Genomic DNA, 15675 nt, shown 5'->3' with positions numbered 1-15675 from the left:
GGCCGCAAAGTCTGCTGTCGGAACGCTGATTTTGGAACCGATCGTCGCGCCTTCCCGTATTAGAAGGGAACATCGGATACGGGAGGCTGTCGAATATGGCTGCTAACATCTTGATCGTCGACGACGATCCGGATATCGTGGAGTTAATGCGTTTCTATCTGCAAAGAGAGGGAATGAACGTCGAGGCCGCCGTCGACGGTTGCGAGGCGATCGAGGCAGCCTCGGAGCGGCTGCCGGATCTGACCATCGTCGACATTATGATGCCGGAGATGGACGGGTGGACGCTCTGTCAGAGATTTAAAGCCGATTATCCGGATATGCCGGTCATGATGGTAACGGCCAAGGGGGAGACCGGCCACAAGCTGAAGGGCTTCCATCTCGGAGCGGACGACTATCTGGTCAAGCCTTTCGAGCCGCTGGAGCTGGCCGCCCGCGTGAAATCTCTGCTAAGGCGCTATCGCATTCAGTCCCAGATGAAGGTCCAGATCGGCAGATTGCTGCTGGACAAGCACCGTTACGTCGCCGTCCTCGGGCAAGAGGGCCAGGCTCTGCCGCTGCCGCTTCGGGAGTTCGATCTGCTGTTTAAGCTGGCCAGCTACCCGGGGCAGATTTTCACGCGCAACGATCTGATCGAGCAAGTGTGGGGCGCGGATTTCGAGGGCGACGACCGTACGGTGGACGTCCATGTCAAGCGGATCCGGGATCGCTTCGCCGGACTGGACTGCGGCTTCGTCATCGAGACGAAGCGAGGGCTCGGCTACAAGCTCGAGGTTGCGGAATGATCAAGTCGCTGTACGTGAGAGTCGTCCTCTCCTACATGATTGCCGTCCTCATCGGACTGGTGTCCACTTATTTTTTGACTCTGCTGCTGCTATCGTCCGTTGGAGACCGGTATGCCGCCAAACTTCAAAGCGAGCTGACGAAGGACAGCGAGGACATTCGCGAGCTGTATCGGGCGAACGGGCTGGAGCGGGCGCGGGCGGAGCTGAGCGAAAGCCGTCTGGAGGACAAATACGAAGTTCTGATCTACGACCCGTCCGGCCGAATGGTGGCGGACACCGACGGCAATGCGCCTGCCGAGCTTTACAGCATTTCCAATCAGGCGATTCGCGCCGTTCTGAACGGGGAAACCTTCCTCGGATCGGACATCTCCACGGAGGAGATGTTCATAGGCCTGCCGTACGAGCATAACGGAGAACGCTACGCGCTGTTCGTTCAGGTTTCCGAGCAAAGAGCTTTGTCGCTGGCCTCGCAGCTGCTTCTGTTCGCCCTGGCGATCAACCTCCTTGTCGGGGGGCTGATTATTCTGGTCGCCGCCCGCTACATCGTGAAGCCGCTGCTCGGTATGAAAGCGGCAGCGGAGCGGATGGCCAAGGGAGAATTCAACATCAAGCTGAAGTGGGCCAAGCGCAAGGACGAGCTCGGCCAGCTGGCGAACAGCATTAACGGCATGGCCAGTCAAGTCGGCCAGCTGGAGACGATGAGACAGAACTTCGTGTCGAACGTCTCTCACGAAATCCAGTCTCCGCTGACCTCGATCTCCGGGTTCTCCAAGGCGCTTCAGCAGAGCGGCTTGACGGAGGAGGAAAGAAGCCGCTACTTGACGATCATCCAGAACGAGAGCGAGAGGCTGTCCCGCCTGTGCGACAATCTGCTGAAGCTGGCGTCCCTGGACAGCCAGCATCATCCGTTCGAGCCGCGCGTCTACGATCTGGACGAGCAGCTGCGCAAAGCCGTCGTCGCCTCCGAGCCGCAGTGGTCGGCCAAATCGCTCGAATGGCAGCTCCATCTCCCGAAGACGAAAATCGAAGCCGACGAGGACCAACTGAGCCAAGTGTGGGTCAACCTGCTCGGCAACGCGATCAAGTTCACCCCCGAGGGCGGGCGGATCGGCGTCCGGATCGTTCAGCACGCCAGTCTCGTCGAGGTGCTCGTATCGGATACCGGAATCGGCGTTCCGATCGCGGAGCGAACCAAGGTGTTCGAGAGATTTTACAAGGCGGATCCGTCCCATAACAAAAAGAAGACCGGAAGCGGTCTTGGTCTGGCCATCGTCAAAAAGATCGTTATAAGGCATAAAGGCTCCGTCGTCTTAAGCGGAAACGGAGATGGGGGAACGACTGTCAAGGTCGTTCTGCCTCACCGGATCGATTAATCGCCGCCCGAAGCTTTCCCGTCGCTTGACGCCGGGAAGGCTTTTTTTTCGTTTTCTCTCCTTATGTCATAGTTTGTTCATATTGGCGGGTTACAGTAGAGGACGAGCAGGAATGTTTTCCCAAGCATAGAAGGGAAACACGGCATTCGACAGGCGGGAGGACCATTCGTTGAAATCGTTAATCCAATTTTCCATGAACAAAGCGGCGGCCATGATGATCATGATCGCGATCGTATTCGGGGCGGGCAGCTACGCGGGCAGCTCCTTAAAAGTCGAGAACATGCCCGACGTCTCGTTCCCGGTTCTCATCATATCGACGATGTACCAGGCCTCCCCGCAGGACGTGATGAGCCTGGTGACGAAGCCGATCGAGGACAAAATCGCCAACGTGGAGGACTTGAACCTGCTGTCTTCCACTTCCGGTGAAGGCTCGTCAATGATTATCGCTCAGTTCAAGGACGGCGTGAACATCGACAAGAAAAAGCAGGAGCTCGAAAGCCTCGTGCAGGACGTCGGAATTCCGCGTGATGCGGGCAGGCCCCGCGTGTCGACGGTCGGCTACGCTTCGATACCCGCCTACTACCTGACGGTATACGCCGACGAGTCGATCTCCCAGTCGGAGCTTGACCAGCTCTACGACAAGCAGTTCAAGGCCGGATTCGAGTCGATCCCCGGCATCGACCATATCGACACGATCGGGGCGCGCACGACATCGCTCGACATTCAGCTCAACGCCGATACGCTCCACGCGTACGGGCTGTCGCCGGCAGCGGTGAGCGCCTCGATCCAGTCAGCGCTGTCGAACGGCTCGGTCGGCGTCGTCCAGATCGAGGGCAACACGCAGATTGCTCGGGTCAAAGGTCAACTGGACAGTCTGTACGAGCTGGAGAATCTGGAAATCGCGTCCCCCTACGGGCAAGTGCTGCTGCTGCGGGAGATGGCTGACGTCGTGGCCGTCAACGAGTCGGAGTTTGTCGCCAGAATGAACGGAATGCCGGCTATCGGCATCCATCTGTACAAGACGGGCGCGATGAACGCCGTCGACTTCTCCAACCAGACGAACGAACTGATCGACGAGTGGGAAGCGCAGCATCCCGGCGTCACGTTCAATAAAATATACGACAGCGCAGACGAGGTTAGAGAGTCCATCAGCGGGCTGCTGCGCGAAGGCATGCTCGGCATCGCGCTCGCCTCGCTCATGATTTTGCTGTTCCTGAAAAACGTCAGAATGACGCTGATCGTCGTCGTCTCGATACCGCTCTCGATTTTGATGACGCTGATCCTTATGAATATGATGGATATCTCGCTTAATATTATGTCGCTCGGGGGCATGTTCATCGCCGTCGGACGGGTCGTGGACGACAGCATCGTCGTGATCGAGAGCATCTACGCCAACCTGCAGAAGGCGCAGAAAAGAAACGAATCCGTCATCCTGACGGCGGTCCGGCAGGTCGCCATGGCGATCAGCTCGTCGACGTTCGTCACCATTGGCGTGTTCCTGCCGATCGGATTCGTCACCGGCATCGTCGGCGGATTTTTCCGGCCCTTCGCGATTACGGTCGCCTGCGCTTTGCTCGCTTCTCTGCTTGTCGCGCTGACCGTCATTCCGATGATGACGAAGCTGATGGTGCTCCGTGACCATAAGGCGGGGCATGCCGAGCATGCGGAGGGGAGAACGGTCAAGCTCTACGAGCGCGTGCTCGTCTGGAGCCTCAACCATCGCTGGAAAACGCTGCTGATGTCCGGCGCGATGCTGATCGGGACGATCGTCTTTACGCTCCCGAATCTGCCGACCGCCTTCCTTCCGGAAGGCGAACCGGACAAGCAGATGAACTTCTCGGTCCGTCTTCCGTATCAGACGTCGTTCGACAGTACGAACGAGCAGGCGATGCAGATCGAGGCGCTGCTGAAAGAGGCGAAGAACGAGGCGGGAGAGCCGCTGTTCACCTTCGTCGAAGCGTTGGTCGGCTACGGCTGGGGAGACAAGCGAGTGCCCTACATGCTGGAGATCATCACCGAGACGAGAGAGGCGGACTCCGAGGCGGTGAAGGAGCGGTTTCAGCAAATCATCTCCGCCGGGCTGCCCCGGGATTCCGAGGTTGTGACGGGCTCGCTGGCGGGCGGAAGCGGATATTCGCCGATCGACTTCACTTATGTCATCTTCGGGGAAGACCAGCAGGTGCTCGAGCAAGCGGCTGCGGCGATTAAAGGCAAGCTGAGAGAGTTCCCGGAAATGAAGGAAATCAAGGACAACCTGGGGGATGCCCAGAAGGAAGTGCAGATTACGGTGTTCCCGTCCAAAGCGCGACAATTCGGGCTGGACGTCTCGCGCGTGCAGGAGATGACCGCGATGTGGATCGCCCGACAGGAGCTCGGCAGCATTCGGCTGGACAACACCGTCTACACGGCGGCCGTCGAGCTGGCTCCGAAGCATAAGGATTCTCTCGAACAGCTTGGCCGAATGCCCATTCCGACCGGCGACGGAGGCATCGTGCTGCTGAACGAGGTGGCCAAGCTGGAGGAGGTCGACGCACCGATGGCGCTTCAGCGGGACAGCCAGAAGCTGATGCTCCAGGTGACGGCCAAGATTGACGCGCCGGACAAGGCGTCCGTCAGCGCAAGGGTGAACGCCGAGCTGGAGCAGTTGGAGCTGCCGGAAGGCGTAACGACGACGCTTCGCGGGGTGACGGCCGAGATGGACGAGAGCTTCCGGCAATTGTTCTTCGCGATGGGAGCGGCTGTCGCTATCGTCTACTTGATCATGGTGCTGTGCTTCGGCAATGCGGGCACGCCGTTCGCGATTCTGTTCTCGCTGCCTCTTGCCGTCATCGGCGGGCTGCTGGGGCTGTGGATTGCCCGCGAGTCGATCAATGTCACCTCCCTGATCGGATTCATGATGCTGATCGGGATCGTCGTCACGAACGCCATCGTGCTGCTCGATCGAACGCAGCAGCTGCGCAAGGAGGGCTACGTCGCCCGCAGAGCGCTGATCGAGTCGGGCAAAGTGCGGCTGCGGCCGATCGTGATGACGGCCGGAGCGACGATCGCGGCGATGGTGCCGCTGGCGCTCGGCCTGTCCCACGGCACGCTGATCTCCAAGGGGCTGGCGGTCGTCGTCATCGGCGGTCTGATCACGTCCACCGTGCTGACGCTCGTTGTCGTTCCGATCGCATACGAGATGGTGGAGTCTTTCAAGGCGAGAATGGGCCGCTTATTTCGCAAAAAAACGAGCCCTCAGGTGAACCAAGAGATCGGCTTGTAACAGAACAGTCGGGAAGGAGCTACAGCATATGAAAAAACGGAACATTCTCCGGAGCGTCCGCGTGAAGGCGACGGCGATCGGGCTGCTCGCGGTATGCGCGTCCTTGATGGCAGGCTGTGCGGCGTCGTCGCCCCAAGCCGCGGATACGGAGGGGGACGCGGCGCCCCGGATCAAGGTGGAAACGGTCGGCAGAGCGGTCATCGGCGAGCCGCGCGAGCAGATTGCGGAGGTGAGCGCTTCGATGAGATCGGACGTCTTCGCCGAGTCCGGCGGCATCCTGGTCAAGCTGCTGAAGCGCAGCGGAGAACGGGTGGAGGCCGGAGACGCCATCGCGGAATTCGAGAGCAAGAACGGACGCATCGAGCGGGAGCGCGCCCGGGCGGCGCTTAAGAACGCTGAATCGTCGCTCAGCCTGTCGACGGCCGAGCTGAGCGCCAATCGGCTGCAGCTCGCCAATACGGTGGAGAAGCTGCAAAATTTGCTAAAGCAGCAGACGATCGACGGGGTCGAAGGAGAAGCGCTCAACGAGACGAAGCGCAGCCTCCAAGCGGCGATGAAGCAGCTGGACGCGTTGAACGGCGACGCCTCCATCTCCGCGCTGGAATCCCAGGTGGAAGCCGCTAGATTGGCGCTGGAGCAGGCGGAGTCGGCCTGGAACGGAGGCCGGCTGATCGCCCCGGCCAGCGGCGTGCTGACCGACGTTAAGGCGGAGGAAGGGATGACCGTTCAGCCGGGCAGCCTGTTCGGCATCGTGCAGAATACGGATAAAGTCAGGCTGAAGGCGCAATTAACCGAAGCGTCCGCGCAGCTCGTTCAGGGCAAGAAGGAGCTGGCGTTCATGCCTACCGGCGGCGAGGGCTCTCCGCGCAAGGCGACGGTGATCCACCTTGCCGAGGTGCCGGACGCGGCGACCCGGCTGTACGCGCTCGAGCTGGAAGCCGACAATAGCGACGGCTCGCTCAAGCCCGCCTCGCGGGCCCACCTGCAGCTGACGACGCCCGAGGAGGAGAACGTCCTGGTCGTTCCGTCGCTCGGCGTCGTGAGAGAAGGCCGGGATACGTTCGTCTTCGTGGCGAACGGCAGCCAGGCGGAGAAAAGGGAAGTTCGGCTGGGGCGGATTAACGGCACGGTACAGGAGGTGCTGTCGGGACTTCAGGAAGGCGAACGGCTGATCGTGTCCGGACAGCACGCGCTGGAAGACGGTCAATCGATCCAGCCATGAACGCGCTCCATATCCAGACGCTCCCGCCGACTCGCGAGTCCGAAGAAGCCGGACCGCGGGACATCAATGCCGCCTATGAAGCCTGGATCAAGCCTCACCTGCCGGATCTGGCCAAATACTGCCGCTACTTGGCCGGCTCCGGGTGGGACGCCGAGGATTTGCTGCAGGATACGCTGCTGAAATCCTATGTCTATTTCGGTCAGGCGAACCCTGCCGGAGATATGAAGCCTTATATTTTCCGCATGGCTCGGAACCTGTGGATTGACGTTTGCCGCAAGCGCCAAAGACGGCGGACGGCGGAGACGGAACTGCCCGATGCGGTCTGGACCGATCTTGATTATGCCGAAATTCGCGGTTCGCTGGAGTGGCTTGCCGAACGCCTGCCCCGGCGGAGCATCGAGATGCTGCTGCTGTTCGATTATTTCGGGTATTCGATGCGCGAGGTGGCCGATGCGACGGGAACGTCCGTCTCGAGCGTCAAATCCTTGCTGTTCCGGACGAGAAGCGTTCTGCGCGGCAGACGAGAGCTCCGAGCCGGCCGGAAGCCGAGTTATCCGGAGGTGGAGCGTTGGTCGGTAGCGGTGATGCGGGACCGTCCACGCTGCCTGTTCGCCAGCCAGCCGGAAATTGCCGTCGACAAGCCTTGAGCCGTTTCGGTTCAGGGCTTCGTCTGTGTTATAATCTCTTCATACTTGATAGGGAAAGTAGGGAGTCGGCTCTCAAATGAATATTCAGCCGCGTTTCATCGTTCTCGTTGCTTTGCTGCTCACGGTTTATTCGGGGATTAACTACTACATCGGCTGGCATCTTCTGGAGTGGGCCGACGCCGCCGGCATCGGGCTGTCGCCGTACGGATTCTGGATTCCGTTCGCGCTGATCGCTTACGGTTTCGTGATCGGCCGTATTCCGCTTCCGATTCCGCTGAAACCGGTCGGCCGCCTGTTGAAGGTGACGGGATCGGTATACATTTTCGTGATGGAGATCGGATTGCTGCTGTTTCTCTTGGCGGATGCCGTCCGTCTGATCCTCTGGCTGACGGGAGGCGTGCCCGACGCGTACACGCTTTACTCGGGCGGCGGCGTGCTGGGAGCGATCGCCGCGCTGCTGCTGTTCGGCTCCCGGAACGCCTGGAGTCCGGTCGTCCGCTCTCACGAGCTGCGGGTCGACAAGCGCGGACTCGAAGGCCGGACGGAATGGACGATCGCCGTCGCATCGGACATTCATCTCGGCAATCTGGTCGGCCGCAGGCATCTGCGCCGGCTGGTCGAACGGATCAATGCGATGAAGCCGGATCTGATTCTGCTTCCGGGCGACGTGATCGACGATTCGATCGAGCCGTTTCTGCGCAACCGCATGGGCGAGGTTCTCGGACAGCTCCGGGCCGAACACGGCATCTATGCCGTTCTCGGAAACCACGAATATTACGGCGGGCATACGGAACATTACGTGGAGGAGATGAAGGGGCTCGGCATACGGGTGCTGCAGGACGAAACGGCGGAAGTGGACGGCAGGCTGTACGTCGTCGGACGCAAGGACAAAACCGCAGAGGCGTCGGGTCCGGACGGACGTCTCTCCGTTCGGGAGCTGCTTCGGGAGCTGGATCTGCGCAAGCCGGTTCTGCTGATGGACCATCAGCCTACGCAGTTCGCGAAAGCGGAGGAGGCCGGGGCCGACGTGCTGCTCAGCGGACATACGCACCGGGGCCAATTCTGGCCGAATCATCTGTTCACGAAGCGGCTGTTCGAGCTGGACTGGGGTTACATGCGCAAAGGCGCGATGCACGTCGTCGTCTCTTCCGGCTTCGGCTCGTGGGGACCTCCAGTGCGGCTGGGGAGCAGGAGCGAGATTATTCGGCTGAAGCTGATCCTGCAGGCTCCCTGACGTCGAAGCCGGACGAGGGCGCGGTACCTCGCCCGCCTTCGTCCGGCCTCCGAAGAGGGACGAACGCCGCTCCGCCGCCAATCACCCCGGCGCTGATCTACATAGTTTCGCCGCCTCCGCTTCGATCGTATCGTTAACCCCAGACTATGCAACCCATCAACGTGACCCCGCCAATGTAACCATACCTGCGTAATCCCGCCAACTTGCCCCTATCAACGTGACCCACTAACGACTCCGTCTGCGTAATCTCTGCCTCAGTAAAGACGGGAGCTTCCTTGACTCGGCGACAAGGTCGGATTCAGAGATTGCAAATGGATAGTAATGGATAACAATGTGTCACAATACAACTCTTTTTATTTTAATGATATGTAAATTTAGAAAAAAATACAGTTTATATTGTGTCATAATTAACAATATGATATACATTATAAGAGAATGGAAGCGTATTGGGAGGGTTCGATATGGAGAGGGAATTGGCACTGGAAATCGTTCGGGTGACGGAATTGGCGGCGCTTGCCTCCGCTCCTTGGATGGGACGGGGAGACAAGATCAATGCGGACGGGGCGGCGACATCGGCGATGAGGGCGATGTTCGACTCGATCTCGGTCAGCGGAACGGTCGTTATCGGAGAAGGGGAGATGGACGAAGCGCCGATGCTCTATATCGGGGAGCAAGTAGGCAGCATGAACGGGCCGGAGGTCGACGTGGCCGTGGATCCGCTTGAAGGCACGGAGATCGTGGCCAAGGGGCTGAATAACGCGATGTCGGTCATCGCTATCGCGAACAAGGGCAATCTGCTTCATGCGCCTGACATGTATATGGAGAAGCTGGCAGTCGGGCCGCAGCTCGTCGGCAAGCTGAAGCTGACGGATCCGCTGGAGCTGACGCTCAAGAAGGCGGCGGAAGCGCTGAACAAGAACGTCTCCGAGCTGACCGTCATGATTCTGGACCGCGTCCGCCACGAGTCCACGATCAAGACGCTGCGCAAAGTCGGCGTCCGCATCAAGTTCCTGACGGACGGGGATGTCGCCGGAGCGATGGCGCCAGCCTTCCCAGAGGCGGGTATCGATCTGTACGTCGGATCCGGAGGAGCGCCCGAAGGGGTGCTGGCGGCGGCGGCGCTGAAATGTCTCGGGGGCGAGATTCTGGGACGCTTGATGCCGTCGGACGCCAACGAATATTCCCGCTGCATCCAGATGGGCATCGAAGATCCTTACCGCGTGCTGACGATGGAGGATATGGTCGGGACGGAGGATGTCATCTTCGCCGCGACGGGCGTCACTCCGGGCGAATTTCTCGGCGGCGTGCGCTACTTGCCGGACGATCGCGCGGAGACGCATTCGATCGTCATGCGGGCCAAAACCAGAACCGTTCGCTTCATCAAGGCTTTGCACTACTTGCCGAACAAAAAATTCATCTCTTCCTGAACGGTTGAACGACTAAACAACTGAACGACTGAACAACAGAACGACGCATGAGGCTGTCCCGCAGCCGACCCTGACGTCCCGGCTGCCCGTCGGTCCGCGCGCGATGCGCAGCTCCGACGACGGTCGGGGCGTCTTCTTGCTCAGGGATTGCGAGTCCCCGCGTGCCTCTAGCCCGGATCGTGCGTGCGCAACGAGAAGGCAATGCGTCACGAAAGCGGCGTGGGCGAGTCCGCGTGCCGCGAGCCCGGATCGAGCGGGCATCCACCTCGACGGAGGCGCACGAATCGGTACAATGCGCGCGGCGATCGGCGGTCTTCGGAGAAGCTTTTCCATCGAGCCTTTAACGTAGTTGTCTGTCCGGCTGTTATTTTTGTTTGTGTTTGATTTTAAAGTATTCAAAAACAAACGGATATGATAAAATACATTCAAAACAATCAAAAACCAACATCCGGAGGTAATTTCATGGTACAAAGCTTGTGGGAAGCATCGAAAGCGGCAGAGCTGCAGTCCGGTCTGGATCAGCTTGTCTATCGTTCCAACATTATCGGCGCCGATCGTCGAGTCTGCAATTACGGAGGAGGAAATACGTCCTCGAAGACGATCGTGAAGGATTTCCGCGGCCGCGACGTCGAAGTGATGTATGTGAAGGGCAGCGGGTCCGATCTGGCGACGATGAAGGCCGGCAACTTCACCGGCCTGCGCATGGACGACATCCGCCCGCTGTTCGAAAAAGCGGAGATGTCCGACGAGGACATGGTCGCCTATCTGGCGAACTGCATGATCGACCCGAAGCATCCGCGCGCCTCGATCGAGACGCTGCTGCATGCGTTTCTGCCGTTCAAGCATGTGGACCATACGCATCCGGATTCGATTATCAGCCTGTGCTGCGCCGATAACGGCAAGGAGCTGGCCCAACAAGTTTTCGGCGACCGCTTCGTTTGGGTACCGTACATTCGTCCGGGCTTCACGCTGTCGAAGATGATCGCCGAAGGCGTGCTGAACAACCCGAAAGCCGAACTCGTGCTGATGGAGAAGCACGGTCTCGTCACTTGGGGAGAGACGTCCGAGGAGTGCTACGCGCAGACGATCAAGATCATCAGCGAGGCCGAAGCGTTCATCGAAGCCCGCATCGACGAGGCGAAAGTGTTCGGCGGCGCGAAATACGAGACGCTGCCGGCCGACGTTCGCCGAAACATCGCGGCCAAAGTGATGCCGACGATCCGCGGCGCGGTCAGCGACGCCAAGAAAATGATTCTCAGCTTCGACGACGCCGACGACGTGCTGCAATTCGTCTCCGGCCGCGATTCCGCGAAGCTGTCCCAAGTGGGCGCAGCCTGCCCGGATCACCTCGTTCACACGAAGGTCGTGCCGCTGTTCATCGACTGGACGCCTAACGCGGACGATATCGACGGCCTGATCGCGAAGCTGAAGGAAGGCGTCGCAGCTTATAAGGAGCAATATACGGCCTATTTCGAGCGCAACAAGAACGAAGGCGACGTCATGTTCGAAGCCGCGCCTCGCGTTATCCTCATCCCGGGCGTGGGCATGATCAATACCGGCAAGAGCTGGGCGATGTCCCAGGTGAGCGGCGCGCTCTATCACCGCGCGATTGCCGTTATGAGAGGGGCGACCGCTCTCGGCAACTTCGTCTCGCTGTCGGAGAACGAGTCCTATAACGTCGAGTACTGGCCGCTGGAGCTGTACAAGCTGTCGCTGGCTCCGCCGGAAGCCGAGTTCTCCCGCCAGATCGCCTTCATTACAGGCGGCGCGGGCGGCATCGGCAGCGAAACGGCCCGCCGTCTCGTATCGGAAGGCGCTCATGTCGTGCTGGCCGACCTGAATCTCGAAGGCGCGCAGAAGGTCGCGGACGAGATTAATGCCAAATGGGGGGAAAACCGCGCGCTGGCCGTCAAAGTCGACGTGACGAGCGAAGAGCTGGTGCAAGCGGCGTACGACGCTACGGCGCTGGCGTACGGAGGCGTCGACATCATCGTCAACAACGCGGGTCTGGCGACTTCCAGCCCGTTCGACGAAACGTCTCTCAAAGAATGGAACCTGAACATGAACGTCCTGGGCACGGGCTACTTCCTCGTCGCCCGCGAAGCGTTCAAGGTGATGAAGACGCAAAGCATCGGCGGCAGCATGGTATTCATCGCTTCCAAAAACTCGGTCTACGCCGGCAAGAACGCCACCGCCTACAGCGCAGCCAAGGCGCTTGAAGCTCATCTGGCCCGCTGCATCGCGGCCGAAGGCGGAGAGTTCGGCATTCGCGTCAACACGATTTTGCCCGACGCGATTCTGCAAGGCTCGGCGATCTGGAACGGCAACTGGCGCAACGAGCGCGCCGCCGCTTACGGCATCGAGCCGGATCAGCTGGAAGAGTACTACCGCAAGCGCACGACTCTGCTTGTAAATATCTATCCGAGGGACATCGCGGAAGGCGTCGCGTTCTTCGCTTCGTCCAAGTCCGCCAAGACGACGGGCTGCATGCTGACGATCGACGGCGGCGTACCTGCGGCGTTCACTCGGTAATTATCGGAGGGATCGTTCCTATGCATAGGCCGCAAGGCGAGAAAGTCTGGTATATTCCGGACGGCTACATTCCCGAGATCAGTTCCGGACAGCTGACAAGCCACGAATCCATCTGCGTGCTCAATACGGCGTCGGAGGACGCCCTGCTGAAAATAACCATTTTCTTCGAAGACCGCGAACCGATGGAAGACATTATGGTTGTTGTCGGGGCCAGACGGACGAAGCATATTCGAACGAGCTCGCTGCACAAGGATGGGGCGCCGATTCCGGTCGGCGTTCCTTACGCGATCGAGGTTGTAAGCGATATCCCGGTCATCGTGCAATACAGCCGGCTCGATTCGACGCAAGCCGAGAACGCGCTCATGTCCGTCATTGCTTATCCTATCAAATAAACCGAAGTCAAGGAGGAAACGGCGCATGCAACAGACAACCGTGAATAATTACGAGGCGGCCAAGCAGCTGTACGCGAAGCATGGCATCGACGTCGACCGAGTGCTGGAACGGCTGGCGCAAATCAAAATTTCGATGCATTGCTGGCAAGGGGACGACGTCAGAGGGTTTCTGAACCGGGAACAGGACTTGACCGGCGGCATCTCCGTCACGGGCAACTATCCGGGGGCGGCAAGAACGCCCGACGAGCTGCGCGCGGATCTGGAGAAAGCCTTCTCGCTCATTCCGGGCAAGCACAAGGTTAATCTTCACGCCATCTACGTCGACACCGACGAGAAGGTCGAGCTGGACCAGCTGGAGCCGAAGCATTTTCAGAAATGGGTCGATTGGGCCGCGGAGCAAGGTCTGGGCTTGGACTTCAACCCGACCTGCTTCTCCCATGAGAAATCCTCAGACGGCTTTACGCTGAGTCATCCGGATCCGGAAATCCGCCGCTTCTGGATCGACCACTGCAAGGCGTCGCGCAAAATCGGCGCCTACTTCGGAGAGCAGCTCGGCCAGACCTGCGTCACGAACGTATGGGTGCCGGACGGCTTCAAGGACGTGCCGGCCGATCGTCTCGCTCCCAGACAGCGCTTGAAGGACGCTTTGGACGAAGTGTTCGCCGAGGAGCTGAACCCGGCGCACAACCTGGACGCCGTCGAGAGCAAGCTGTTCGGTCTCGGCTCGGAAGCGTACGTCGTCGGCTCCCACGAGTTCTACATGGGTTACGGCCTGCGCAACAACAAGCTGATCTGTCTCGACGCCGGCCACTTCCATCCGACGGAAGTGATCTCGAACAAGCTGAGCTCGCTGTCGCTGTTCTCCGAAGGCATTCTGCTTCACGTCAGCCGTCCGATGCGCTGGGACAGCGATCACGTCGTGACGATGGACGACGAGCTCATCGACATCGGGCGAGAGCTCGTGCGCGGCGACTTGCTCGGCAAGACGCACATCGGCCTGGACTTCTTCGACGCCAGCATTAACCGCATCGCGGCCTGGGTCGTCGGCACGCGCAACACGGTCAAGTCGCTGCTCCGCGCCATGCTCGATCCGATCGATGCGCTGAAGAAAGCCGAGCTGGAAGGCGACTACACGACGCGGCTGGCGCTCACCGAAGAGTTCAAATCGTATCCGTTCGGGGCGGTCTGGGATTATTACTGCGAGAAGCACGGCGTTCCCGTGCGCGAAGAGTGGCTGAGCGAAGTGAAGGCATACGAACGAGACGTGCTGCTTAAGCGCGGCAATTAAACTCAATCGAGGATGATGAGAGATGTCGAGCATACTCGCGTTCGATCTGGGCGCCAGCAGCGGAAGAGCGCTGCTCGGACGGCTGACGGACGGCAGGATCGAGATCGAGGAGCTGCATCGCTTTCCCAATGACCCCGTGCAGGTGGGCGACCGCCTGTACTGGGACATTTTGCGGCTCTATCACGAAATCAAGCAAGGCTTGCTGAAAGCCAAGCACCGGGGCATCGAGCTCAGAAGCATGGGGATCGATTCCTGGGCGGTCGATTTCGGTTTTATCGGCAAGAACGGAGAGCTGATCGGCAATCCGTACCACTACCGCGACCGTCATACCGAAGGGGCGATGGAACGATTGATGGGCGAGATTCCGGCTTCGGTCATTTTTGCCCGGACCGGCATCCAATTTCTGCCGTTCAATACGATCTATCAGCTCTACGCGTTGAAGCAGGCGAAATCCCCGCTGCTGCAGGAAGACAGCCGGCTGCTGATGATTCCCGATCTGCTTCGCTACTTCCTGACGGGAGAAATGCACAACGAGTTTACGAACGCGACGACGACGCAGCTGTACAATCCGGTCGAGGATTCGTGGGATTCGGAGCTGCTGAGGCTGCTCGAGCTGCCGAAGAGCTGGTTTGGCAGCGTGCTGAAGCCCGGGGAGCTTGCGGGCAAGCTGAAGCCCTCGGTGTGCGAGGAGCTGGGCGTCGGATCGATTCCCGTCTACACGGTGGCCGAGCACGATACGGGCTCTGCGGTGGTCGCCGTTCCGGCCACGGAGAAGTCGTTCGCGTACTTGAGCTGCGGAACGTGGTCGCTGATGGGGACGGAAGTCGACAAGCCGGTCCTTCACGATCTGGCGCAGAAGCTGAACTTCACGAACGAGGGCGGCTTCGGCAATACGTTCCGGCTTCTGAAAAACATTATGGGCTTGTGGATTTTGCAGGAGTGCCGGAGAGAATGGGAACGGGAAGGCCGATCTTATTCGTTCCCGGAGCTCGTTCGCCTCGCCTCGGAAGCGAAGCCGCTGGCGACGTTCATCGATCCGGACGACGACCTGTTCCTGCCTACGGGAGACATGCCGGAGAGGATCGCGGAATACTGCGCGCGCACGGGGCAATCGGCTCCGGACGGCGTAGGCGCAACGGTCCGCTGCATTCTGGAAAGCCTCGCGTTAAAATATCGCTACGTGTTCGAGATGACCGAGCGGCTGTCGGGGCAAAGCTTCGGAGGCTTGCATATGGTCGGCGGCGGCATTCATAATACGCTGCTCTGCCAGTGGACGGCCAATGCGATCGGCAAGCCGGTATGGGCCGGACCTTCCGAGGGCAGCGCGATCGGCAACTTGGCCGTGCAGTGGATCGCCCAAGGCGAGTTCGCCGACATCTGGCAAGCGCGCCAGGCGATTCGCGAATCGTTCCCTGTCGAGACGTATGAGCCGAACGATCGGGAATCGTGGGCCGAGGCTTACGAAAGCTTCTTGTCGCTCACGGGGCTGACGGACTAAATTCGGGTTGCGAAAAGA

General features: G+C 59.7%; 11 protein-coding genes. All 11 read left to right on the top strand.

The window, feature by feature from the left end:
• Nucleotides 1-95: 95 nt before the first annotated feature.
• The 11 genes from ACFO3S_RS06540 (at nt 96) to ACFO3S_RS06490 (ending at nt 15657) form a co-directional block, all read left to right on the top strand.
• On the top strand, nt 96-782 hold the full coding sequence (locus ACFO3S_RS06540) for a response regulator transcription factor (protein ID WP_378093564.1): 687 nt from the start codon (nt 96-98) through the stop codon (nt 780-782).
• On the top strand, nt 779-2155 hold the full coding sequence (locus ACFO3S_RS06535) for a sensor histidine kinase (protein WP_378093562.1): 1377 nt from the start codon (nt 779-781) through the stop codon (nt 2153-2155). The genes ACFO3S_RS06540 and ACFO3S_RS06535 overlap by 4 nt, the downstream gene beginning before the upstream one ends.
• Before the next feature lie 169 nt (nt 2156-2324).
• The gene (locus ACFO3S_RS06530; protein ID WP_378093560.1) at nt 2325-5417 is read left to right on the top strand and encodes an efflux RND transporter permease subunit; all 3093 of its coding nucleotides are present in this window, start codon (nt 2325-2327) and stop codon (nt 5415-5417) included.
• 28 nt (nt 5418-5445) lie between these two features.
• A complete protein-coding gene (locus tag ACFO3S_RS06525) occupies nt 5446-6639 on the top strand; it encodes an efflux RND transporter periplasmic adaptor subunit (RefSeq protein ID WP_378093558.1) in 1194 nt (397 codons plus the stop codon).
• A complete protein-coding gene (locus ACFO3S_RS06520; protein ID WP_378093556.1) occupies nt 6636-7286 on the top strand; it encodes an RNA polymerase sigma factor in 651 nt (216 codons plus the stop codon). The genes ACFO3S_RS06525 and ACFO3S_RS06520 overlap by 4 nt, the downstream gene beginning before the upstream one ends.
• A 76-nt stretch (nt 7287-7362) precedes the next feature.
• Nucleotides 7363-8520: a metallophosphoesterase gene (locus ACFO3S_RS06515; protein WP_378093554.1), complete on the top strand. Its 1158-nt coding sequence runs from the start codon at nt 7363-7365 to the stop codon at nt 8518-8520.
• Between the two features lie 461 nt (nt 8521-8981).
• Nucleotides 8982-9947 (top strand): class II fructose-bisphosphatase, encoded by a 966-nt coding sequence (gene glpX, locus ACFO3S_RS06510; protein WP_378093551.1) that lies wholly within the window; start codon nt 8982-8984, stop codon nt 9945-9947.
• Nucleotides 9948-10409: 462 nt separating this feature from the next.
• Nucleotides 10410-12479, top strand: coding sequence for a bifunctional aldolase/short-chain dehydrogenase (locus tag ACFO3S_RS06505; protein ID WP_378093549.1), 2070 nt, complete (start codon nt 10410-10412; stop codon nt 12477-12479).
• Between the two features lie 20 nt (nt 12480-12499).
• Nucleotides 12500-12871, top strand: a complete 372-nt coding sequence (locus ACFO3S_RS06500; protein ID WP_378093547.1) for a sensory rhodopsin transducer — start codon at nt 12500-12502, stop codon at nt 12869-12871.
• 25 nt (nt 12872-12896) lie between these two features.
• On the top strand, nt 12897-14159 hold the full coding sequence (gene rhaA / locus ACFO3S_RS06495) for an L-rhamnose isomerase (RefSeq protein ID WP_378093545.1): 1263 nt from the start codon (nt 12897-12899) through the stop codon (nt 14157-14159).
• Nucleotides 14160-14181: 22 nt separating this feature from the next.
• Nucleotides 14182-15657, top strand: a complete 1476-nt coding sequence (locus tag ACFO3S_RS06490) for a rhamnulokinase (RefSeq protein ID WP_378093543.1) — start codon at nt 14182-14184, stop codon at nt 15655-15657.
• Nucleotides 15658-15675: the final 18 nt, after the last annotated feature.

The sequence above is a fragment of the Cohnella hongkongensis genome, from assembly GCF_042654645.1.
In the GTDB taxonomy this organism is placed as follows: Bacteria; Bacillota; Bacilli; order Paenibacillales; family Paenibacillaceae; genus Cohnella; species Cohnella hongkongensis.
This window is presented reverse-complemented; position numbering and strand designations above follow the sequence as displayed.

Excerpts from the sequence above, each read along its gene's own strand:
- ACFO3S_RS06515 (WP_378093554.1), top strand. The coding sequence starts at position 7,363 with ATGAATATTCAGCCGCGTTTCATCGTTCTCGTTGCTTTGCTGCTCACG.
- rhaA (WP_378093545.1), top strand. The coding sequence starts at position 12,897 with ATGCAACAGACAACCGTGAATAATTACGAGGCGGCCAAGCAGCTGTAC.
- ACFO3S_RS06490 (WP_378093543.1), top strand. The coding sequence starts at position 14,182 with ATGTCGAGCATACTCGCGTTCGATCTGGGCGCCAGCAGCGGAAGAGCG.
- ACFO3S_RS06520 (WP_378093556.1), top strand. The coding sequence starts at position 6,636 with ATGAACGCGCTCCATATCCAGACGCTCCCGCCGACTCGCGAGTCCGAA.
- ACFO3S_RS06505 (WP_378093549.1), top strand. The coding sequence starts at position 10,410 with ATGGTACAAAGCTTGTGGGAAGCATCGAAAGCGGCAGAGCTGCAGTCC.
- ACFO3S_RS06535 (WP_378093562.1), top strand. The coding sequence starts at position 779 with ATGATCAAGTCGCTGTACGTGAGAGTCGTCCTCTCCTACATGATTGCC.
- ACFO3S_RS06540 (WP_378093564.1), top strand. The coding sequence starts at position 96 with ATGGCTGCTAACATCTTGATCGTCGACGACGATCCGGATATCGTGGAG.
- ACFO3S_RS06500 (WP_378093547.1), top strand. The coding sequence starts at position 12,500 with ATGCATAGGCCGCAAGGCGAGAAAGTCTGGTATATTCCGGACGGCTAC.
- ACFO3S_RS06525 (WP_378093558.1), top strand. The coding sequence starts at position 5,446 with ATGAAAAAACGGAACATTCTCCGGAGCGTCCGCGTGAAGGCGACGGCG.
- glpX (WP_378093551.1), top strand. The coding sequence starts at position 8,982 with ATGGAGAGGGAATTGGCACTGGAAATCGTTCGGGTGACGGAATTGGCG.